This is a genomic window from Streptomyces araujoniae (genome assembly GCF_050871195.1).
Classification (GTDB): domain Bacteria; phylum Actinomycetota; class Actinomycetes; order Streptomycetales; family Streptomycetaceae; genus Streptomyces; species Streptomyces bacillaris.
Window position 1 is genome coordinate 1,489,359 of the sequence record NZ_CP194070.1, and the last position, 21,288, is coordinate 1,510,646.

Annotated in this window: 20 protein-coding genes; 8 read left to right on the forward strand and 12 right to left on the reverse strand. The window is 70.9% G+C overall.

Annotated features, from left to right (window positions below; all coding sequences use genetic code 11):
* Positions 1–80: 80 nt before the first annotated feature.
* The gene (gene sufB / locus ACQ9ZG_RS06345; protein WP_010070354.1) at positions 81–1,502 is read right to left on the reverse strand and encodes a Fe-S cluster assembly protein SufB; all 1,422 of its coding nucleotides are present in this window, start codon (positions 1,500–1,502) and stop codon (positions 81–83) included.
* Entirely contained in the window at positions 1,499–2,242 is a 744-nt protein-coding gene (locus tag ACQ9ZG_RS06350) for a helix-turn-helix transcriptional regulator (protein WP_018488134.1), read from the reverse strand. The genes sufB and ACQ9ZG_RS06350 overlap by 4 nt, the downstream gene beginning before the upstream one ends.
* A gap of 136 nt (positions 2,243–2,378) precedes the next feature.
* On the opposite strand from ACQ9ZG_RS06350, the gene ACQ9ZG_RS06355 reads away from it, so the two are divergent.
* From ACQ9ZG_RS06355 to ACQ9ZG_RS06365, 3 genes are all read left to right on the forward strand, one after another.
* A complete protein-coding gene (locus tag ACQ9ZG_RS06355) occupies positions 2,379–3,305 on the forward strand; it encodes an ABC transporter ATP-binding protein (RefSeq protein WP_109915392.1) in 927 nt (308 codons plus the stop codon).
* Positions 3,302–4,069, forward strand: a complete 768-nt coding sequence (locus ACQ9ZG_RS06360) for an ABC transporter permease (protein WP_109915393.1) — start codon at positions 3,302–3,304, stop codon at positions 4,067–4,069. The genes ACQ9ZG_RS06355 and ACQ9ZG_RS06360 overlap by 4 nt, the downstream gene beginning before the upstream one ends.
* 86 nt (positions 4,070–4,155) lie before the next feature.
* Positions 4,156–5,142, forward strand: a complete 987-nt coding sequence (locus ACQ9ZG_RS06365) for a COX15/CtaA family protein (RefSeq protein ID WP_109915394.1) — start codon at positions 4,156–4,158, stop codon at positions 5,140–5,142.
* A 58-nt stretch (positions 5,143–5,200) separates the two neighbouring features.
* Here ACQ9ZG_RS06365 and ACQ9ZG_RS06370 read toward each other — a convergent pair whose 3' ends face one another.
* Positions 5,201–5,578, reverse strand: coding sequence for a hypothetical protein (locus ACQ9ZG_RS06370; protein ID WP_018488130.1), 378 nt, complete (start codon positions 5,576–5,578; stop codon positions 5,201–5,203).
* Between the two features lie 87 nt (positions 5,579–5,665).
* On the reverse strand, positions 5,666–6,619 hold the full coding sequence (locus ACQ9ZG_RS06375; RefSeq protein WP_026237547.1) for a heme o synthase: 954 nt from the start codon (positions 6,617–6,619) through the stop codon (positions 5,666–5,668).
* 288 nt (positions 6,620–6,907) lie between these two features.
* Between ACQ9ZG_RS06375 and tkt the strand changes: the two genes are divergently transcribed.
* From tkt to pgl, 5 genes are read left to right on the forward strand one after another with little or no spacing between them, the layout of a single operon-like run.
* A complete protein-coding gene (gene tkt / locus ACQ9ZG_RS06380; RefSeq protein ID WP_109915395.1) occupies positions 6,908–9,010 on the forward strand; it encodes a transketolase in 2,103 nt (700 codons plus the stop codon).
* Between the two features lie 34 nt (positions 9,011–9,044).
* Positions 9,045–10,163 (forward strand): transaldolase, encoded by a 1,119-nt coding sequence (tal, locus tag ACQ9ZG_RS06385; protein ID WP_109915396.1) that lies wholly within the window; start codon positions 9,045–9,047, stop codon positions 10,161–10,163.
* Positions 10,164–10,168: 5 nt separating this feature from the next.
* Positions 10,169–11,701: a glucose-6-phosphate dehydrogenase gene (zwf, locus tag ACQ9ZG_RS06390; protein ID WP_018488126.1), complete on the forward strand. Its 1,533-nt coding sequence runs from the start codon at positions 10,169–10,171 to the stop codon at positions 11,699–11,701.
* Positions 11,698–12,723: a glucose-6-phosphate dehydrogenase assembly protein OpcA gene (gene opcA, locus ACQ9ZG_RS06395; protein ID WP_109915397.1), complete on the forward strand. Its 1,026-nt coding sequence runs from the start codon at positions 11,698–11,700 to the stop codon at positions 12,721–12,723. Before zwf ends, opcA begins: the two co-directional genes overlap by 4 nt.
* The gene (gene pgl, locus ACQ9ZG_RS06400; protein WP_028419307.1) at positions 12,720–13,502 is read left to right on the forward strand and encodes a 6-phosphogluconolactonase; all 783 of its coding nucleotides are present in this window, start codon (positions 12,720–12,722) and stop codon (positions 13,500–13,502) included. Before opcA ends, pgl begins: the two co-directional genes overlap by 4 nt.
* A gap of 67 nt (positions 13,503–13,569) precedes the next feature.
* Here the strand turns inward: pgl and ACQ9ZG_RS06405 are convergent, their stop codons facing one another.
* The 8 genes from ACQ9ZG_RS06405 to ACQ9ZG_RS06440 form a co-directional block, all read right to left on the reverse strand.
* On the reverse strand, positions 13,570–14,409 hold the full coding sequence (locus ACQ9ZG_RS06405; RefSeq protein WP_109914462.1) for a poly-gamma-glutamate hydrolase family protein: 840 nt from the start codon (positions 14,407–14,409) through the stop codon (positions 13,570–13,572).
* A 57-nt stretch (positions 14,410–14,466) separates the two neighbouring features.
* Positions 14,467–16,047 carry a PH domain-containing protein gene (locus tag ACQ9ZG_RS06410; protein ID WP_499280084.1) on the reverse strand — a complete coding sequence of 527 codons (1,581 nt, stop codon included), beginning with the start codon at positions 16,045–16,047 and terminating at the stop codon, positions 14,467–14,469.
* Entirely contained in the window at positions 16,044–16,553 is a 510-nt protein-coding gene (locus ACQ9ZG_RS06415; RefSeq protein ID WP_109915283.1) for a PH domain-containing protein, read from the reverse strand. Before ACQ9ZG_RS06415 ends, ACQ9ZG_RS06410 begins: the two co-directional genes overlap by 4 nt.
* A gap of 4 nt (positions 16,554–16,557) precedes the next feature.
* A complete protein-coding gene (gene pgi / locus ACQ9ZG_RS06420) occupies positions 16,558–18,210 on the reverse strand; it encodes a glucose-6-phosphate isomerase (RefSeq protein WP_028419303.1) in 1,653 nt (550 codons plus the stop codon).
* Positions 18,211–18,377: 167 nt separating this feature from the next.
* Positions 18,378–18,713: an RNA polymerase-binding protein RbpA gene (locus tag ACQ9ZG_RS06425; protein ID WP_073217477.1), complete on the reverse strand. Its 336-nt coding sequence runs from the start codon at positions 18,711–18,713 to the stop codon at positions 18,378–18,380.
* A gap of 107 nt (positions 18,714–18,820) precedes the next feature.
* Complete coding sequence (gene secG, locus ACQ9ZG_RS06430; protein ID WP_026237546.1) at positions 18,821–19,057, reverse strand: preprotein translocase subunit SecG; 237 nt, start codon at positions 19,055–19,057, stop codon at positions 18,821–18,823.
* 117 nt (positions 19,058–19,174) lie between these two features.
* Positions 19,175–19,951, reverse strand: coding sequence for a triose-phosphate isomerase (gene tpiA / locus ACQ9ZG_RS06435; protein ID WP_070203732.1), 777 nt, complete (start codon positions 19,949–19,951; stop codon positions 19,175–19,177).
* Positions 19,952–19,956: 5 nt separating this feature from the next.
* Positions 19,957–21,168 carry a phosphoglycerate kinase gene (locus tag ACQ9ZG_RS06440; RefSeq protein WP_084996136.1) on the reverse strand — a complete coding sequence of 404 codons (1,212 nt, stop codon included), beginning with the start codon at positions 21,166–21,168 and terminating at the stop codon, positions 19,957–19,959.
* Between the last annotated feature and the right edge of the window lie 120 nt (positions 21,169–21,288).

Below are 21,288 nucleotides of genomic sequence, written 5' to 3' on the forward strand. Positions count from 1 at the left end.
TTTCTCAGTCAAGAAGGGGGGTGGTTCGGTGGGGCGGGGACGGCCGCGAACGGCCGTCCCGGTGGTCCTCGGGTGCGGACCTAGCCGACCGAACCCTCCATCTGCAGCTCGATCAGCCGGTTGAGCTCCAGGGCGTACTCCATGGGCAGCTCCTTGGCGATCGGCTCGACGAAGCCGCGCACGATCATCGCCATGGCCTCGAACTCGGTGAGTCCGCGGCTCATCAGGTAGAAGAGCTGGTCCTCGGAGACCTTGGAGACGGTCGCCTCGTGGCCCATCGACACGTCGTCCTCGCGGACGTCGACGTAGGGGTAGGTGTCCGAGCGGGAGATCGTGTCGACGAGCAGAGCGTCGCAGAGGACGTTGGACTTCGCGCCCGGCGCGCCCTCGCCGATCTCGATCAGCCCGCGGTAGGACGTACGGCCACCGCCTCGCGCCACCGACTTGGAGACGATGTTCGAGGAGGTGTTCGGCGCCATGTGGACCATCTTGGCGCCGGCGTCCTGGTGCTGGCCCTCGCCCGCGAAGGCGATGGACAGCGTCTCGCCCTTGGCGTGCTCGCCCATCAGGTAGACGGCCGGGTACTTCATGGTCACCTTGGAGCCGATGTTGCCGTCGACCCACTCCATGGTCGCGCCCTCGTAGGCCACGGCCCGCTTGGTGACCAGGTTGTAGACGTTGTTCGACCAGTTCTGGATGGTCGTGTAGCGGCAGCGGCCGCCCTTCTTCACGATGATCTCGACCACGGCGCTGTGCAGCGAGTCCGAGGAGTAGATCGGGGCGGTGCAGCCCTCGACGTAGTGGACGTAGGCGTCCTCGTCGACGATGATCAGCGTCCGCTCGAACTGGCCCATGTTCTCCGTGTTGATACGGAAGTAGGCCTGGAGCGGGATGTCCACGTGGACGCCCTTGGGCACGTAGATGAACGAGCCGCCGGACCACACGGCCGTGTTCAGCGAGGCGAACTTGTTGTCGCCGACCGGGATGACGGTGCCGAAGTACTCCTTGAAGAGCTCCGGGTGCTCCTTCAGCGCGGTGTCGGTGTCCAGGAAGATGACGCCCTGCTCCTCCAGGTCCTCGCGGATCTGGTGGTAGACGACCTCGGACTCGTACTGCGCGGCGACACCGGCGACGAGGCGCTGCTTCTCCGCCTCGGGGATGCCGAGCTTGTCGTACGTGTTCTTGATGTCCTCGGGCAGGTCCTCCCAGGAGGCCGCCTGCTTCTCCGTGGAGCGCACGAAGTACTTGATGTTGTCGAAGTCGATGCCCGACAGGTCCGAGCCCCAGCTGGGCATGGGCTTCTTGTCGAAGAGCCTCAGACCCTTGAGCCGCAGCTTCAGCATCCACTCGGGCTCGTTCTTCTTCTCCGAGATGTCGCGGACGACAGCCTCGGAGAGGCCGCGCTTCGCCGCCGCGCCTGCCGCGTCGGAGTCGGCCCAGCCGAATTCGTACGTACCCAGACCCTCGAGCTCAGGGTGGGCAGTCTCCGTGGGGAGCGTCATGCGGGGTTCCTCCCGGCCGTGCTTGCAGATGCTGAATGGGTGGTCTGTGGGGGTGCTGCGTGGCCGCTGCGCGGCACGTATGTCGTGCACACGCCGTCGCCGTGGGCGAGGGTGGCCAGACGCTGCACATGGGTCCCGAGGAGGCTGGAGAAGAATTCCGTCTCCGCCTCGCACAGCTGTGGGAACTGCTCGGCGACATGCGCCACCGGGCAGTGGTGCTGGCAGAGCTGCTCTCCCTGCTGGGGGCCCGGCGCGCTTCGCGCCGTAGCAGCGTACCCGTCGGCGCTCAGGGCCCTGGCGAGGGCCTCCGTGCGCCGCTCGGGCTCGGCGGCCTCGACCGCGGCGCGGTACGCCTCGCCCATCGCGGCCATCCGGGCGCGGGCGAAGGCGATGATGGCCTCGTCCCCGCCGGATGCGGCGATGAAGCGCAGGGCGTCGGCGGCCAGCTTGTCGTAGGACTGGTCGAAGGCGTCCCGGCCGCAGTCCGTGAGGGCGAACACCTTGGCGGGCCTGCCCCGGGTCCGCGCCCCGTAGACCCGCTGTTCACGGGCTTCGACGACGTCGTCGGAGACGAGGGCGTCCAGGTGGCGGCGGACGGCGGCCTGGGTGAGGCCGAGGCGCCCCGCGAGATCCGCGACGGTCGAGGGCCCGTGGTCCAGGATGGAGCGCGCGACCCGGTTGCGCGTCGAACGCTCACCGGTCGCGAGTTCCTCCTGAGGAGCCCCTCCGTCGTATTTCACAACACCATTGTTGCGTAATTCCTTCGGCACTGACAACCACGGTCCGGAACGATCTACGGTGTGGTTCGTCACTTAGGGTTACCTAATCTGGCCCCGGGGAAGGGCCTCCTCCATGCCCTGCCTAGACTTCCCTGCCATGGAGAACGAGCCCGTCGTACAGGTCACCGGCCTGGTGAAGCGGTACGGCACGAAGACCGCGGTGGACGGCCTCGATCTGGTGGTCCGGGCCGGCGCGGTGACCGCCGTACTCGGCCCGAACGGCGCCGGGAAGACCACCACCGTCGAGACCTGCGAGGGCTACCGCCGCCCGGACGCCGGCACCGTACGGGTCCTCGGGCTCGACCCGGTCGCCGACGCAGGGCGGCTGCGCCCGAGGATCGGGGTCATGCTCCAGTCCGGCGGCGTCTACTCCGGCGCCCGCGCCGACGAGATGCTCCGGCACATGGCCATGCTCCACGCCCACCCGCTGGACGTGGACGCCCTGATCGAGCGGCTCGGCCTCGGCTCCTGCGGCCGCACCGCCTACCGGCGGCTCTCCGGCGGCCAGCAGCAGCGCCTCGCCCTGGCCCTCGCGGTGGTCGGCCGGCCCGAGCTGGTCTTCCTGGACGAGCCGACCGCCGGGCTCGACCCGCAGGCCCGCCGCTCCACCTGGGACCTGGTCCGCGAGCTGCGCGCCGACGGGGTCTCCGTGGTGCTGACCACCCACTTCATGGACGAGGCCGAGGCGCTCGCCGACGACGTGGCGATCATCGACGCGGGCCGGGTCATCGCCCAGGGCTCCCCCGAGCAGCTCTGCCGCGGCGGCGCCGAGAACACCCTGCGCTTCACCGGACGCCCCGGGCTCGACCTGGGCTCGCTGGTCAAGGCGCTGCCCGACGGCTCCCAGGCCGCCGAGCCGCTCCCGGGCACGTACCGCGTCTCCGGGGCGGTCGACCCGCAACTGCTGGCCACCGTCACCTCCTGGTGCGCCCAGCACGGTGTGATGCCCGAGGGCATCGCGGTGGAGCGGCACACCCTGGAAGACGTCTTCCTCGAACTGACCGGCAAGGAGCTGCGCGCATGAGCGCCGGTACGTACACCCCGCGCCCCGGCGCCGCCCCGCTCCCCCGGATGATCGCCGCGCAGACCGCGCTGGAGACCCGGATGCTGCTGCGCAACGGTGAGCAGCTGCTGCTGACGGTGATCATCCCGACGCTGCTGCTGGTGCTGTTCAGCGCGGTCGACATCGTGGACACCGGCTCGGGCGCGTCGGTCGACTTCCTGGCCCCGGGCATCCTGGCGCTCGCCGTGATGTCCACCGCCTTCACCGGCCAGGCCATCGCCACCGGCTTCGAACGCCGTTACGGGGTCCTCAAGCGGCTCGGGGCCTCCCCGCTGCCGCGCTGGGCGCTGATGACGGCGAAGACCCTCTCGGTGCTGGTCACCGAGGTGCTCCAGATCGTGCTGCTGACGGCGATCGCCTTCGCGCTGGGCTGGTCGCCGCAGGGCAACCCCTTCGCCGTGCTGCTGCTCCTGGTCCTCGGGACGGCCGCGTTCTCGGGGCTGGGGCTGCTGATGGCCGGGACGCTGAAGGCCGAGGCGACGCTCGCCGCCGCCAACCTGGTCTTCCTGCTGCTGCTGGTCGGCGGCGGGGTCATCGTGCCGCTGGACAGGTTCCCGGACGCGGTGCAGTCGGTGCTGGGGCTGCTGCCCATCTCGGCGCTCTCGGAGGGGCTGCGGGACGTCCTCCAGCACGGCGCGGGGATGCCGTGGGCCGAGGCCGGGATCCTGGCCGGGTGGGCAGTGCTGGGGCTGGGCGCGGCGGCGAGGTTCTTCCGCTGGGAGTAGCGCCCGGCTGACCGCCGTACGGGATCTTCCCGGGCAAGGGGCACGAACCCACCCCTCGTGAAAACGTGCACAAGCCACCTCCTACGATGGTCCGCGTGGAAACCCCCATCTCTGCCATCGCCAAGCGCTGGACGCCGTCCACCAGGATCGTCAAGCGTGCCGCGCTCTCCGCCGTCATGATGAGCGTCCTGATCATCATCACCGGCGGGGCCGTCCGGCTGACCGGTTCGGGCCTCGGCTGCGACACCTGGCCCAAGTGCACCGACGACAGCCTGTTCGCCACCCCCGAGCAGGGGCTGCACGGCGCGATCGAGTTCGGCAACCGGATGCTGACCTATGTGCTGTCGGCCGCGGTCGGCTGGACGATCATCGCCGTCAGTTCGATGAAGCCGCGCCGCCGCAAGCTGACCCGGCTGGCCTGGTCGCAGTTCTGGATCGTGCTGGGCAACGCCGTCCTCGGCGGCATCACCGTCTGGGCGGGGCTCAACCCGTGGACGGTGGCCGGGCACTTCCTGCTCGCCAACGTGCTGCTCGCGGTCACCGTGATCACCTGGGTCCGGATCGGCGAGGGGGACGGCCCGGCCCGGCCCCGCGCTCCCCTGCCGGTGCGCCGGCTCGCCTGGGCGATCGTGGCGACCACCGTGGTCCTGATCGTGCTGGGCACCTCGGTGACCGGCTCCGGCAAGCACGCGGGCGACAGCAGCGACGTGCCGCGCATGCCGTGGGACTGGTCGGTCGCCGCCCATGTGCACGCCGTCTCCGCCTGGGTGGTCTGCGTGCTCGCCATCGCCATGTGGCTGGCCCTGCGCGTGGTCGACGCCCCCGCCGACACCCGGGCCCGCGCCCGCGACCTGCTGGTGGTGCTGCTCGCCCAGGGCGCGATCGGGTACGTGCAGTACTTCACCGACGTCCCCGAGATCCTGGTCGGCATCCACATGTTCGGCTCGGCCGTCCTGTGGATCGCCGTGATCCGCCTGGTGCTGAGCATGCGCGAGCGCGGAGACGACGTACCGGCTCCGCTGCCGGGCCCGTCCGCCTCCGCCGAGCAGCGGGAGTCGGCGCAGGCCCTCTGAGCGGTGGTACGGCGAAAGGGGCGGCGGGCACATGCCCGCCGCCCCTTTGGCGTGCGGCTCAGCTGTCGTTGGACGGGCCGCCGACCTGGATCCCGGCCATCCGCGACCACTCGTACGGGCCGGTGCGGACCTTGAGGGCGAAGTCGCCGTCGAACTCCTCGTGGACCGTGATCCCGGACTTCTCCACCGCGCTCTCGGCCACGGCGTACGTCGGGGCCACCAGATCGCCCCAGGCGCCGTCCTGGCCGACCAGGACGATGCGGGCGCCCGCCTCGCCGATGTAGGCGAGCTGCCCCTCGGCGCCGCCGTGCTCCTTGGCGAAGGCCCCGATCTCGCGGGCCAGCTTCGCCGCCCTGCGCTCCGCGCGGGCCGCCTTCCGGGCGTCGCTCCGGGAGGTCTGCCCGGTCTCTGCTGCGTCTGCTGCCGTCTCTGCCATGAACAGGATGCTACCGACGAGTAGTTCGAACGGCGACGGGCGGGTCCCGTGGCTTCTGCCACGTGACCCGCCCGTAGAGGCCGGTGCCTAGCGGAGGAAGGGGTCCACCGCGACGGCCAGGAAGAGCAGCGAGACGTAGGTGATCGACCAGTGGAACAGCCGCATCTCCTTGAGCTTGGCGCCGGTCACCCCGGCCCTGGCACGGTTCTGCAGCCCGTGGGCCTCCCAGAGCCAGAAGCCGCCCGCGAGCAGCGCCACCGAGAGGTAGAACCAGCCGGTGTAGCCCAGCGGGGTGAGGAGGAGCGAGACGCCGACCATCACCCAGCTGTAGAGGACGATCTGGCGGGCGACCACCTGGTTGGAGGCGATGACCGGGAGCATCGGGACGCCGACCCGGGCGTAGTCGTCCTTGACCTTCATGGAGAGCGGCCAGTAGTGCGGCGGCGTCCAGAAGAAGATGACGGCGAAGAGGATGACGGCGGCCCAGGAGAGGGAGTTCGTCACGGACGACCAGCCGATGAGCACCGGCAGGCAGCCGGCGATGCCGCCCCAGATGATGTTCTGGGAGGTGCGGCGCTTCAGGAGCATCGTGTAGACGACGACGTAGAAGAGCAGCGCCCCGAGGGCGAGTCCGGCGGACAGCCAGTTGACGAGCAGTCCGAACCAGAGGGTCGAGACGACCGCGAGGGAGATGCCGAAGACGAGGCACTCGCGCGGGCTGACCATCCCGGTGACCAGCGGACGCTGCGACGTGCGGTCCATCAGCGCGTCGATGTCGCGGTCGATGTACATGTTGAGCGCGTTGGCGCCGCCCGCCGAGAGGTATCCCCCGAAGGTGGTGGCGAACACCAGCCACAGGTCGGGTACGCCCTGGGCGGCGAGGAACATCACCGGAATCGTGGTGATGAGCAACAGCTCGATGATCCGTGGCTTCGTAAGCGCCACGAATGCCTTGACACGGGCCCCGTACGGGCGATGGCCCCCTGGGCTGGGAGTCAAGGCGACCCCGGCGGGTCGGGACTCGACGGCCGTCACGCACACCCCTGACAGAGAAATCCCAGCAAGCTCCGGGCCGAAGGGCCCTTGTGAAGACTTGCGCGAACCCGACCACTGTAGACGTTGGGCCCACACCGTCCTTCGCGGGGGTGGGGTCGTGTTGGGGGTGACTGCGGGATGTACGGAGACGGTCCGCCGGGAGGCGAAGTGCCCGGGTCGCCCTCACCCTGGAAAGAGCCGGAAGGTGTGGGCCCCGGCGAGGGTAGGCTCGGCAGCGCCCGGTGCGGTATCAGCCACCGGCCTACGAACAGTGGAGAGGAGCCCTGACGCAGGGTGAGCATCAAGCCGACCACCTCAGACCTCCAGTGGACCGAATTGGACCAGCGGGCGGTGGACACCGCCCGCGTCCTCGCCGCGGACGCCGTACAGAAAGTCGGAAACGGCCACCCGGGCACGGCGATGAGCCTGGCCCCCGCCGCGTACACCCTGTTCCAGAAAGTCATGCGGCACGACCCGGCGGACGCCGAGTGGACCGGCCGCGACCGGTTCGTCCTGTCGGCGGGCCACTCCAGCCTGACCCTCTACATCCAGCTCTACCTCGCCGGTTACGGCCTGGAGCTGGACGACCTGAAGGCGTTCCGCACGTGGGGCTCCAAGACCCCGGGCCACCCGGAGTACGGCCACACGGCCGGCGTCGAGACGACGACGGGCCCGCTGGGCCAGGGTGTCGCCAACGCGGTGGGCATGGCCATGGCCGCCCGCTACGAGCGCGGCCTCTTCGACCCCGAGGCGGCCCCCGGCACCTCCCCGTTCGACCACACCGTCTGGGTCGTCGCCGGTGACGGCTGCCTCCAGGAGGGCATCGCCGCCGAGGCCTCCTCGCTGGCCGGGCACCAGAAGCTGGGCAACCTGGTCCTGCTCTGGGACGACAACCACATCTCCATCGAGGGCGACACCGAGACCGCGGTCTCCGAGGACACCCTCAAGCGCTACGAGGCGTACGGCTGGCACGTCCAGCGCGTCGAGCAGCAGGCCAACGGCGACCTGGACCCGGCGGGTCTGTACGCGGCGCTCCAGGCGGCCAAGGCCGAGACCGAGCGCCCCTCGTTCATCGCGGCCCGCTCGATCATCGCCTGGCCCGCCCCGAACGCCCAGAACACCGAGGCGGCCCACGGCTCGGCCCTCGGTGGCGAGGAGATCGCGGCGACCAAGCGGGTCCTGGGCTTCGACCCGGAGCAGACCTTCGAGGTCTCCGACGAGGTCATCGGCCACACCCGTGAGGCCCTGGACCGCGGCCGTGAGGCCCGTGCCGAGTGGGACAAGGCGTTCGCCGCGTGGCGCACCGCCAACCCCGGGCGCGCCGCCGACTTCGACCGGATCGCGGCGGGCGAGCTGCCCGCGGGCTGGGAGGAGAAGCTCCCGGTCTTCGAGCCCGGCAAGTCCCTGGCCACCCGCGCCGCCTCCGGCAAGGTCCTCCAGGCGCTGGGCGAGATCGTGCCCGAGCTGTGGGGCGGCTCGGCCGACCTCGCGGGCTCGAACAACACCACGATCGACAAGACGTCGTCGTTCCTCCCGGTGGGCAACCCGCTGCCGGAGGCCGACCCGTACGGCCGCACGATCCACTTCGGGATCCGCGAGCACGCCATGGCCGCCGCGATGAACGGCATCGCGCTGCACGGCAACACCCGCATCTACGGCGGGACCTTCCTGGTCTTCTCCGACTACATGCGCAACGCGGTGCGCCTCTCCGCGCTGATGCACCTGCCGGTGACGTACGTGTGGACGCACGACTCGATCGGTCTCGGCGAGGACGGCCCGACCCACCAGCCGGTGGAGCACCTGGCGTCGCTCCGCGCCATCCCGGGTCTGAACGTCGTCCGCCCGGCCGACGCCAACGAGACGTCCATCGCCTGGCGCGAGATCCTGCGCCGCTACACCAAGGAGTTCGGGGTGGGCGCCCCGCACGGTCTGGCGCTGACCCGCCAGGGCGTGCCGACGTACGAGGCGAACGAGGACGCGGCCAAGGGCGGTTACGTCCTTTTCGAGGCCGAGACGCCTTCCGGGCAGAACGCGGCGCCGCAGGTGCTGCTCATCGCGACCGGCTCCGAGGTCCACGTCGCCGTCGAGGCGCGCGAGCAGCTCCAGGCGGCCGGGGTGCCGACCCGGGTGGTCTCGATGCCGTCCGTCGAGTGGTTCGAGGAGCAGGACCGGGGTTACAAGGAGAGCGTGCTCCCGCCGTCGGTCAAGGCGCGGGTCGCCGTGGAGGCGGGCATCGGCCTGACCTGGCACCGGTACGTCGGGGACGCCGGCCGGATCGTCTCGCTGGAGCACTTCGGTGCCTCGGCCGACGCCAAGGTCCTCTTCCGCGAGTTCGGCTTCACCGCCGAGAACGTGGCCGCCGTCGCGCGGGAATCCCTCGAAGCCGCAGCGCGCTGACGCCCTTAGACACCACCAGTAGGAGATGCAACCCATGACAGACGCACTCAAGCGCCTCTCCGACGAGGGCGTGGCGATCTGGCTCGACGACCTGTCGCGCAAGCGGATCACCTCGGGCAACCTGGCCGAGCTGATCGACCAGAGCCATGTCGTCGGCGTCACCACCAACCCGTCGATCTTCCAGAAGGCGATCTCCTCGGGCGACGGCTACGAGCAGCAGCTCACCGACCTCGCCGCCCGCAAGGTCACCGTCGAGGAGGCCCTGCGCATGATCACGACGGCGGACGTCCGCGACGCCGCCGACATCCTGCGCCCGGTCTTCGACGCGACCGACGGCCAGGACGGCCGGGTCTCCATCGAGGTCGACCCGCGCCTGGCGCACAACACCACGGCCACCATCGCCGAGGCCAAGCAGCTGGCGTGGCTGGTCGACCGGCCGAACACGCTCATCAAGATCCCGGCCACCAAGGCGGGCCTCCCGGCGATCACCGAGACGATCGGCCGGGGCATCAGCGTCAACGTGACGCTGATCTTCTCGCTGGAGCGCTACCGCGCGGTCATGGACGCCTACCTGGCGGGCCTGGAGAAGGCGAAGGCCGCGGGCCTGGACCTCTCCAAGATCCACTCGGTGGCGTCCTTCTTCGTGTCCCGCGTGGACACCGAGATCGACAAGCGCCTGGACGCCATCGGCTCCGACGAGGCGAAGGCCGCCAAGGGCAAGTCCGCCCTGGCCAACGCGCGGCTGGCCTACGAGGCGTACGAGGAGGTCTTCGCGGGCGAGCGCTGGGAGGCGCTGGACAAGGCGCAGGCCAACAAGCAGCGTCCGCTCTGGGCCTCCACCGGTGTCAAGGACCCGTCCCTCAAGGACACCCTGTACGTCGACGACCTGGTGGCACCGAACACGGTGAACACCATGCCGGAGGCGACCCTGGAGGCCGTGGCCGACCACGGCGAGATCACCGGCAACACCGTCGCCGGCGGTTACGACCGGGCCCGCGCCGACCTCGACGCGGTCAAGAAGCTCGGCATCTCGTACGACGACGTCGTGCAGCTGCTGGAGGACGAGGGCGTCGAGAAGTTCGAGGCGTCCTGGAACGATCTGCTCAAGTCGACCGAGGCGGAGCTTTCGCGCCTCGCCCCCTCGGAGGGCTGACCACTTTGTCTGCTGTTCCCGGAGCCAACCCGCTCCGTGACGCACAGGACCGACGGCTCCCGCGTATCGCGGGGCCGTCGGGCCTGGTCATCTTCGGCGTCACGGGCGATTTGTCCCGTAAAAAGCTGATGCCTGCCGTCTACGACCTGGCCAACCGCGGCCTGCTGCCACCGGGCTTCTCGCTCATCGGCTTCGCCCGCCGCGACTGGGAGGACGAGGACTTCGCGCAGGTCGTCCACGATGCCGTCAAGGAGCACGCCCGTACGCCGTTCCGCGAGGAGGTCTGGCAGCAGCTCATCCAGGGGATGCGCTTCGTCCAGGGCAACTTCGACGACGACGAGGCGTTCGAGACGCTGAAGTCCACCATCCAGGAGCTCGACAAGGCACAGGGGACGGGCGGCAACTTCGCCTTCTACCTCTCCGTGCCGCCGAAGTTCTTCCCCAAGGTCGTCCAGCAGCTCAAGAAGCACGGCCTGGCCGACCAGAAGGAGGGCTCCTGGCGGCGGGCCGTCATCGAGAAGCCGTTCGGCCACGACCTGGCCAGCGCGCAGGAGCTCAACCAGATCGTCCACGACGTCTTCCCGCCCAACGAGGTCTTCCGGATCGACCACTACCTGGGCAAGGAGACGGTCCAGAACATCCTGGCGCTGCGGTTCGCCAACACGATGTTCGAGCCGATCTGGAACAGGTCCTACGTCGACCACGTACAGATCACGATGGCCGAGGACATCGGCATCGGCGGCCGGGCCGGCTACTACGACGGCATCGGCGCCGCCCGTGACGTCATCCAGAACCACCTGCTCCAGCTGCTGGCGCTCACCGCGATGGAGGAGCCCGGCTCCTTCCACCCCAAGGCCCTGGTCGCCGAGAAGCTCAAGGTGCTCACCGCCGTCGAGCTGCCCGAGGACCTCGGTCTGCACACCGTGCGCGCCCAGTACGAGCACGCCTGGCAGGGCGGCCAGGAGGTCCTCGGCTACTGCGAGGAGGAGGGCATCGACCCCAAGTCGACGACCGACACCTACGCGGCGATCAAGCTGACGATCAACAACCGCCGCTGGGCGGGCGTGCCGTTCTACCTCCGGACCGGGAAGCGGCTCGGCCGCCGGGTCACGGAGATCGCGGTCGTCTTCAAGCGCGCTCCCTACCTCCCCTTCGAGTCCGGCGCCACGGAGGAGCTGGGCGGCAACGCCCTGGTCATCCGGGTCCAGCCCGACGAGGGCGTGACCGTGCGCTTCGGCTCCAAGGTGCCCGGCACCTCGATGGAGGTCCGGGACGTCACGATGGACTTCGCGTACGGGGAGTCCTTCACCGAGTCCAGCCCGGAGGCGTACGAGCGGCTCCTGCTGGACGTGCTGCTCGGGGACGCCAACCTCTTCCCGCGCCACCAGGAGGTCGAGCTCTCCTGGACCATCCTCGACCCGATCGAGGAGTACTGGGCCAAGCACGGCAAGCCCGCCAAGTACGCGGCCGGCACCTGGGGTCCGGCGGAGGCCGACGAGATGCTCGCACGGGACGGACGGAGCTGGAGGCGGCCATGAAGATCGATCTCACGGAGACCACATCCAGCCAGATCAACCAGGCGCTGGTCTCGGCCCGCCGGGCGATCGGCACCCCCGCCATCGGCATGGTGCTCACGCTGGTCATCGTCACGGACGAGGAGAACGCGTACGACGCGCTCAAGTCGGCCGGTGACGCGTCCCGCGAGCACCCCTCGCGGATCATCGCGGTGATCAAGCGGGTCAGCCGCTCGCCGCGCGCCCGGCGCGACGCCCGCCTCGACGCCGAGGTCCGGGTCGGGTCGGACGCCGGGACCGGGGAGACCGTCGTCCTGCGGCTCCACGGTGAACTCGCCAACCACGCCCAGTCGGTGGTGCTCCCGCTGCTGCTCCCCGACGCCCCGGTCGTGGTGTGGTGGCCCGAGGACGCCCCCGCCGACCCGGCGAAGGACCCGCTGGGCGCGCTCGCCCAGCGCCGGATCACCGACACCTACTCCGCCGAGGCCCCGCTCGACGAGCTGGCCGTGCGGGCGGCGGCGTACAGCCCCGGCGACACCGATCTGGCCTGGACCCGGATCACCCCGTGGCGCTCCATGCTGGCCGCCGCCCTGGACCAGCAGCCGGCGACGGTGATCGGCGCGACCGTCGAGGGCGAGAGCGACAACCCGAGCTGCGAACTGCTCGCGATGTGGCTCGCCGACCGGCTCGGCGTCCCGGTGGAGCGCACGCTCTCCCAGGGCCCGGGGCTGACCGCCGTACGGCTGGAGACGAAGAACGGCGTCATCGTGCTCGACCGGGCCGACGGCTCGCTGGCCACGCTCTCCATGCAGGGCCAGCCGGACCGCGCGGTGGCGCTCAAGCGGCGCGAGACCGCCGAGCTGCTGGCGGAGGAGCTGCGCCGGCTGGACCCGGACAACACCTACGAGTCCGCGGTCAAGTTCGGGGTGGAGAAGCTCCACGCGGGCGGCGAGGTGAAGGCCGCAGAGGCGGAGAAGCCCGCCGAGGGCGGGCAGAAGGCCCCCGCCGCGAAGAAGGCCCCGGCGAAGAAGGCGGCCGCCAAGTGACGCCTCCCCAGCTGGTCGTGCACCGCGACAAGGAGCTGATGGCGCAGGCCGCGGCGGCCCGGCTGATCACGAGGATCGTGGACGCCCAGGCCGCCCGGGGCCACGCCTCGGTGGTGCTGACCGGCGGGCGCAACGGCAACGGCCTGCTGGCCGCGCTCGCCGCCGCCCCCGCCCGGGACGCGGTCGACTGGTCGCGCCTGGACCTGTGGTGGGGCGACGAGCGGTTCCTGCCCGAGGGCGACCCCGAGCGGAACGTCACCCAGGCCCGGGAGGCGCTGCTCGACGCGGTGGGGCTGGACCCGGCGCGGGTGCACGCCATGCCGGCCTCGGACGGCCCGTACGGCGAGGACGTGGACGAGGCGGCGGCGGCGTACGCGGCCGAACTCGCCGCCGCCGCGGGGCCGGAGGACCACGGTCCGGTGCCCTCCTTCGACGTGCTGATGCTGGGCGTCGGCCCGGACACGCATGTGGCCTCGCTCTTCCCGGAACTGCCCGCGGTACGGGAGACCGAGCGCACCGTCGTCGGTGTGCACGGGGCCCCCAAGCCGCCGCCGGTGCGCATCTCGCTCACGCTCCCCGCGATCCGCGCGGCGCGTGAGGTGTGGCTGCTGGCGGCGGGCGAGGACAAGGCGGAGGCGGCGGCCATCGCGCTGTCGGGCGCCGGGGAGATCCAGGCCCCGGCGGCGGGCGCGTACGGGCGCAGCCGCACGCTCTGGCTGCTGGACGCGGCGGCGGCCTCGCGGCTGCCGCGCGCGCTGTATCCGCCGGCGTCCGCCTGAGCGTACGCACGACCGGGCCCGGCCCGCCTTCCCCGGCGGGCCGGGCCCGGTGCGTCGGCCCTCCCGGTCAGAGGATGACCTGGTCGGTCCCCTGCTCCAGCTTCGTGATCGCGGCCCGGCAGGCGCCCACGAACCGGTCGAAGACCGCGGTCGTGGAGCCGGCCCGGCCCGCGCGGGTGTTGTTCGTGAACATCGCAGCGCGCAGCTCCGTGGTGAGCTCCAGCTGACCGCCCTTGGACAGCATGGTGCGGTTCACCGGGTTGTCGGGGTTGACGCCGGCCAGGTCGGGCGTCTCGTTCCCGTCCCGCCAGGCGATGCCCACCGCGTCGAACTCCGCCTTGAGCAGGGACTTGAACCGGGTGTTGAGGCCGCCGACCACCACGGCCTGCGGGACGGTGCCCGCCTGCGCCGCCGTACAGCCGTGCAGGCTCAGGACGTTGAGGCTGCCGAACGCCATGGAGAGCGCGACATGGTCGTCGCAGTTCTTGGCCGTGACGTGCAGGTCGCGGTTGCCCGAGGTGCGCAGCCCCTCGAACATCCAGTAGTCGTGCGTCCCGTGGCCGTCCTGGAGCGGGGCGAGCGTGGCGGGGTGGTATCCGGCTATGGCGAGGCAGAGTTCGGAGGTGCCGGTCTCGATGCCTCCGCCGTGCAGGGCCATGACGGTGGTCCGGTTGTACGGGTACTTCTGCGGGGTCGAGTCGTCGACGTACTCGTGTCTCTTGTAGCGGCGGGCGAACTCCACGCCCTCCTTGCCCGCGAGCTTCTTGTAGAGGTCGGTGTTGGAGGTGTAGATGTCCAGGTCGCCGGTGGCGTGGGCGGGGGTCGCGGTGAGCGAGCCGAGCAGCGGGCCGCTGACGGCGGCGGTGGCGAGGGCGGTGAGTACCGTACGACGGTGGGTGAAGGTCATGATCGATATCGTCGCCTACGCGGGGTCACGCACACAACGCCGGGTTGGTGCCCTCTGTCACGGAGTGCCCGGCACAGGCCCTCTGTCACCGACCGTCCGCTCTGTGCCGGAGCCGGTCTCTCCCACCGCCGCGCCGGCGCGCTCCAGGAACGGCTCCAGCAGCCCGGGGACGGCCTCGGCGGCGAAGGCGAGGCCCTCGGTCGCATCGGTGTCGTACGCCGTGTACGCGCCCCCTCCGGCGGCCGTGGTGGCGGTGATGCTCAGCAGCCCGGCCCGCCGCTGGAAGTACGACTGCTTGACGGTCCAGCCGATCACCCCGGCCCGCTCCAGGGCGGCCGTCGAGCGGCGGAGCGTGCCGGAGCGGGTCACCAGGTAGCGGCCGGAGAGCGCGTGGCCGAGCCCCCGGTACGCGTCCAGCGCCAGCGCCACCGCGAGCGGCAGGGACACCGCCGCGAGGCCGAGGGCGGTCCAGAGCAGTACGGGGGTGAGCAGCGCGCCGAGGAGGGTGAGGAGCAGAACCGGTGCGAGGGCGGCGGCGAGCGACCAGCGCAGCCTGCGGCCCCGGGCGGCGCGCGGGTGGCAGGTCAGCGCGGCCCCGGTCGGGGTGGCCGTCTCCCGGAGCACGTCGGCGGCGACGGAGTCGGCCAGCGGGCGCGGCACCACCGGGAGGACGGTGTTGTGGTCGGCGTTCTTCGCCTCGTGGTCCTGGGCGAGGCCGGTGGTGATGGCGTCCAGCCGGGCGGCGCCGAACAGCCGTACGCCGAGGGGTTCGACGAGGTCGACGCCGCGCAGCCGGGCCTCCTCGACGGAGATGGACCGGGAGGTGAGGAGCCCGCGGCGGACCCGCAGGGTGCCGCCGGGCTCGCGCTCCAGGCGGTAGTTCCACCACATCTCGATCCAGAGGCCGAGCGCCCCGATCATCCCGGCGGCCAGGGCGGCGGTGACCAGTATGACGATCACCCAGAGGAGCGGGGTCTCCTGGAACCGGTCCCCGGCCCAGGCGATGACCTCGCCCTGGGCGCCGAGCCAGTCGCTGATCTGCAGGACCGCGCCGAACGCCGCACCGCCGAGCATGGGGGCGACGAAGGAGACCGGGGCGTAGCGGATCCAGCGCGGGTCGAGGGCGGCCAGTTCACCGTCGCGGTGGACGCCGGGCGGGGTGGGGGCGGCGCGTTCGAGGAGGAGGCGGCGGAGCCGTTCGCCCTCGGCGCGGGTGACCGGGTCCAGCTCCAGGGTGGATTCGCCGCCCTGTTCGCCGGTGCCGATCCTGACGGTGACCAGGCCGAGGAGGCGCAGCAGCAGATTGGCGGTGAGGTCGACCGTACGGATGCGGCCGCGGGCCAGGGAGCGGCGTTTGACGAGGAGGAGGCCGGTGTGGAGGTCGACGCGCTCCTCGCCGATCCGGTAGCGGGTGCGGTGCCAGCGGACCCGGTCGGCGCCCGCCGCGGCCCCGATGACCAGCACGGCCGCGGCGAGCACCCAGAGGACCGCGCCGGGGAGCCCGAGCCAGTTGGCGAGCCCGAGGGTGGCCGGGAGGGCGGCGCCCGCCACGACGCCCGCGACGACGACGGCGGTGACCCAGACCGTACGGGGGTCGAGGCGGCGCCAGTCGTCGTACGGGGCCCGCGGGGTGCTCATGTGGCGTCGCCGGGGGTGTCACGGGTGATGCGGGTGAGCCGTTCGGCCAGTTCGGCGGCGACCTCGTGGTCCAGGCCCTCGATCCGGACCGCGCCCTTGGCGGAGGCGGTGGTGACGGTGACGGTGGCGAGCCGGTAGAGCTGTTCCAGCGGGCCGCGCACGGTGTCCACGGTCTGGATGCGGGACATCGGCGCGATCCGCCACTCCTGCCGGAAGAACCCGGTGCGTACGTAGACCGCGTCCTCGGTGACCTCCCAGTGGTGGATGCGGAACCACCAGCGCGGGAGGAGGACGGCGGCCGTGCCGCCCGCCGCGGCGAACACCGCGGCGAGCAGCAGCAGCCAGAACCGGGCGGGCCCGATCAGCGCGCCGAGCACGGCGAGCGGGACGACGGGGACGGCGGTCGTCAGCAGCGACTGGACCCGCCACCAGCCCACCACCCGCTCGTTCAGCGTGTTGCGCGGCGGCCGCAGCCGTATGTCCGCCGTCCCCTCCCCCGCCTGCATGGGCTCAGCGCCCCCGCAGCGTGCGGTAGGCGGTGACCAGGGCGGCGGTGGAGCTGTCGAGTTCCGCGGTGGAGGCCTCTCCGGTCAGCACGGGCTCGATCTTCTTGGCGAGGACCTTGCCGAGTTCGACGCCCCACTGGTCGAAGGAGTCGATGTCCCAGATGGCGCCCTGGACGAAGACCTTGTGCTCGTAGAGCGCGATGAGCTGGCCGAGGACCGAGGGGGTCAGCTTGTCGGCGAGGATCGTCGTCGTGGGGTGGTTGCCCCGGAACGTCTTGTGCGGGACCAGCTCCTCGGGCACGCCCTCCGCGCGGACCTCGTCGGGCGTCTTGCCGAAGGCGAGCGCCTGGGTCTGGGCGAAGAAGTTGGCCATCAGCAGGTCGTGCTGGGCGATCAGGCCGGGCAGCAGGTCGTGGACCGGGGCGGCGAAGCCGATGAAGTCCGCCGGGATCATCTTGGTGCCCTGGTGGATCAGCTGGTAGTAGGCGTGCTGCCCGTTGGTGCCGGGGGTGCCCCAGACGACCGGGCCGGTCTGCCAGTCGACGCGGTCGCCCCGGCGGTCCACGGACTTGCCGTTGGACTCCATGTCCAGCTGCTGGAGGTACGCGGTGAACTTGGACAGGTAGTGGCTGTAGGGCAGCACCGCGTGCGACTGGGCGTCGAAGAAGTTGCCGTACCAGACGCCGAGCAGGCCCAGCAGGAGCGGGGCGTTCTCCTCGGCGGGGGCGGTGCGGAAGTGCTCGTCGACGAGGTGGAAGCCGTCGAGCATCTCGCGGAACCGGTCCGGGCCGATGGCGATCATCAGCGAGAGGCCGATCGCGGAGTCGTAGGAGTAGCGGCCGCCGACCCAGTCCCAGAACTCGAACATGTTGGCCGTGTCGATGCCGAACTCCTCGACCTTCTCCGCGTTGGTCGACAGCGCCACGAAGTGCCGGGCGACGGCGTCCTGGCCGGCGCGCAGCTCGGTGAGGAGCCAGTCGCGGGCGGAGGTGGCGTTGGTGATCGTCTCGATGGTGGTGAAGGTCTTCGAGGCGATGACGAAGAGCGTCTCGGCCGGGTCCAGGTCGCGGACCGCCTCGTGGAGGTCGGCGCCGTCGACGTTGGAGACGAACCGGACGGTGAGCGAGCGGTCCGTGAAGGAGCGCAGCACCTCGTACGCCATGGCGGGGCCGAGGTCGGAGCCGCCGATGCCGACGTTGACGATGTTCTTGATGGGCTTGCCGGTGTGGCCGGTCCACTCCCCCGCCCGGACCTTCTCGGCGAAGGCCGCCATCCTGTCGAGGACGGCGTGGACGGCGGGCACCACGTTCTCGCCGTCGACCTCGATGACCGCGTCGCGCGGGGCGCGGAGCGCGGTGTGCAGGACCGCCCGGTCCTCGGTGGTGTTGATCTTCTCGCCGCGGAACATGGCGTCCCGCAGCTCCGCGACCCCGGTGGCGGCGGCGAGTTCGCGCAGCAGGCGCAGCGTCTCGTCGGTGACCAGGTGCTTGGAGTAGTCGAGGTGGAGGTCACCGACCCGGAGGGTGTAGGCGGTGCCACGGTCCGGCGCCTGCGCGAAGAGCTCGCGCAGTCCGGTGGCGCCGAACTCCTCGCGGTGCTTGGCGAGAGCCGTCCACTCGGGGGTCTGGTTGAGCTTGGTTCGGCTTGCTGCGTTCATCCCGGATATCCGCCCACTTCTTCTTGTACGTCAGCATCCCCGCTGCCCCTCCAACCTAATTGATCGAGGAGGCGTGCAGGCGCGGACGCGGGGCGTGCGGCGGAAAAGCGGCCCGGCCGGACACCCGTGGGGTGTCCGGCCGGTGAACGACGGGGGTGGTGCGTGGGTCAGATCTCGCCGCGGAGCTTGGCCAGCGCCTCGGCGAGGATCGCCTCGCCGTCCTCGTCGCTGCGCCGCTCCCGTACGTACGCGAGGTGCGTCTTGTACGGCTCGGTGCGGGGCGGGTCCGGGGGGCTGTCCTTGTCCTGGCCGGCCGGGAAGCCGCAGCGCGGGCAGTCCCAGGTGTCCGGCACCTGCGCGTCATGGGCGAAGCTGGGCTGTGTCTCGTGCCCGTTCGAGCACCAGAAGGAGATGCGCAGGCGCGGCGCGGACTCGCCCCGCTCGGCCTCACCCATCGGCCCCGCTCCGACCCGGCTTCCCCGGATCGCGTTGCCACTTGCCACGGTCGTAACTCCCTGCCTGATGGTGCTCGACGAAGCCTCAGTCTACGTAAGGCCCAACGCACGTCCAGTGAAAGGAGTTACACCGTCACCGGGATTCGCGGGCGGGGTCAGTCCCCGAGCTTGACCAGCAGACCGAGGACGACGACACAGGCGAACCAGATCAGGCCGACCACGACGGTGATGCGGTCGAGGTTGCGCTCGGCCACCGAGGAGCCGCCGACGGAGGACTGCATTCCGCCACCGAACATGTCGGAGAGGCCGCCGCCCTTGCCCTTGTGCATGAGCACCAGCAGCATCAGCAGCAGGCTGAAGACGATCAGAGCGATCTGGAACGCCATAACCACGGCTGGTCCCTACTTTCCGGAATTCTCGACTACTGCCTGTACGTACTGCGGGGGCCGGAGGGGTGGACTGCCCTCTCGGCCCCCGCAAGGGTACGACGGATCCGCGCTACCGCATACTCACTGGTCGCGGAAGCGGACGATCTTGACGAACTCGTCGGCGTCGAGCGCGGCGCCGCCGATCAGGGCGCCGTCGACGTCGGGCTGGGCCATGATGGCCGCCACGTTGCCGGACTTCACCGAGCCGCCGTACTGGATACGGACGGCGTCGGCCAGCTCCTGCGAGTACAGCTCGGCCAGCCGGCCGCGGATCGCCCCGCAGACCTCCTGGGCGTCCTCGGGGGTGGCGACCTCGCCGGTGCCGATGGCCCAGACGGGCTCGTAGGCGATGACGATGGACTCGGCCTGCTCGGCCGGGAGGTCCTTCAGGGCGCCGTCGAGCTGCGCGAGGGTGTACGGGACCTGGTCGCCGGCCTTGCGGACGTCCAGGCCCTCGCCGACGCAGAGGATCGGGGTCAGGCCGTGCTTGTAGGCGGCCTTCACCTTGGCGTTGCAGATCTCGTCGCTCTCGCCGTGGTACTGGCGGCGCTCGCTGTGCCCGACGGCCACGTACGTACAGCGCAGCTTGGCGAGCATCGGGCCGGAGATCTCGCCGGTGTACGCGCCGGAGTCGTGCGCGGAGATGTCCTGGGCGCCGTACTTGATCTTCAGCTTGTCGCCGTCGACCAGGGTCTGCACGGAGCGCAGGTCGGTGAAGGGCGGCAGGACGGCGACCTCGACGGCGTCGTAGTCCTTGTCGGTGAGGGCGAACGAGAGCTTCTGGACGTGGGCGATGGCCTCGAGGTGGTTGAGGTTCATCTTCCAGTTGCCCGCCATCAGCGGGGTGCGGGTGGTCATCGGGGTTAGCCCTCCAGTGCGGCGAGGCCGGGAAGCGTCTTGCCCTCGAGGTATTCGAGGCTGGCACCGCCACCGGTCGAAATGTGTCCGAAAGCGTTCTCGTCGAAGCCCAGGATGCGGACGGCGGCGGCGGAGTCGCCACCGCCGACGACGGTGAACGCCGGGGAGTCGATGAGCGCCTGGGCGACCGCGCGGGTGCCCTCGGCGTAGTCGGGGTGCTCGAAGACGCCCATGGGGCCGTTCCAGAAGACGGTGGCCGTGTCGGCGAGCTTCGAGGCGTAGAGCTTGCGGGACTCGGGGCCGATGTCCAGGCCCATCTGTCCGGCGGGGATGGCGTCGGCGGCCACCGTGGCGGGGTTCGCCGGGGCCTTGGTCTTCATGTCCGGGAACTCTCCGGCGACCAGCACGTCGACGGGGAGGACGAACTCCACGCCGCGCTCCTTCGCCCGCTCGATGTACTCCTTGACGACCGGAATCTGGTCCTCCTGGAGCAGCGACGCGCCGACCTCGTGGCCCTGGGCGGCGAGGAAGGTGAAGACCATGCCGCCGCCGATCAGGATGCGGTCGGCCTTCTCCAGCAGGTGGTCGATGACGCCGAGCTTGTCGGAGACCTTGGCCCCGCCGAGGACGACGGCGTAGGGCCGCTTGACGTCGGTGGTGAGCTTCTCCAGGACGCCGACCTCGGTGGCGATCAGGTAGCCCGCGTAGTGCGGCAGGCGGGCCGGGAGGTCGTAGACGGAGGCGTGCTTGCGGTGTACGGCCCCGAAGCCGTCGCCCACGTACACATCGGCCAGCTCGGCCAGCCGGTCGGCGAAGGCGGCGCGCTCGGCGTCGTCCTTGGAGGTCTCACCGGCGTTGAAGCGGAGGTTCTCGACGACGGCGACCTGGCCGTCGGTGAGGCCCGCGACGGCGGCGCGGGCGGAGTCGCCCACGGTGTCGGTGGCGAAGGCGACGTCGGCGCCGAGGAGTTCACCCAGGCGCGCGGCGGCGGGCGCCAGCGAGAACGCCGGGTCCGGGGCGCCCTTGGGACGGCCCAGGTGCGAGGCGACGACGACGCGCGCGCCGGCCTCGGCGAGCTTGGCGACGGTCGGCAGGACGGCGCGGATCCGGCCGTCGTCGGTGATGGTGGTGCCGTCCAGCGGCACGTTGAGGTCGGCGCGGACGAATACCCGCCTGCCGGCGACCCCTTCGGTGAGAAGTTCGTCGATCGTCTTCATCTGGTCTTCCGTTACTCCTTGCAAGGACGGATGAACATGCTAAGAGGCCCGACCGGCGTGTCGTTGCGCCGGTCGAGCCCCTCGCTCACATCGTGGTGCCGCTCGTGGTGCTGCCGACCC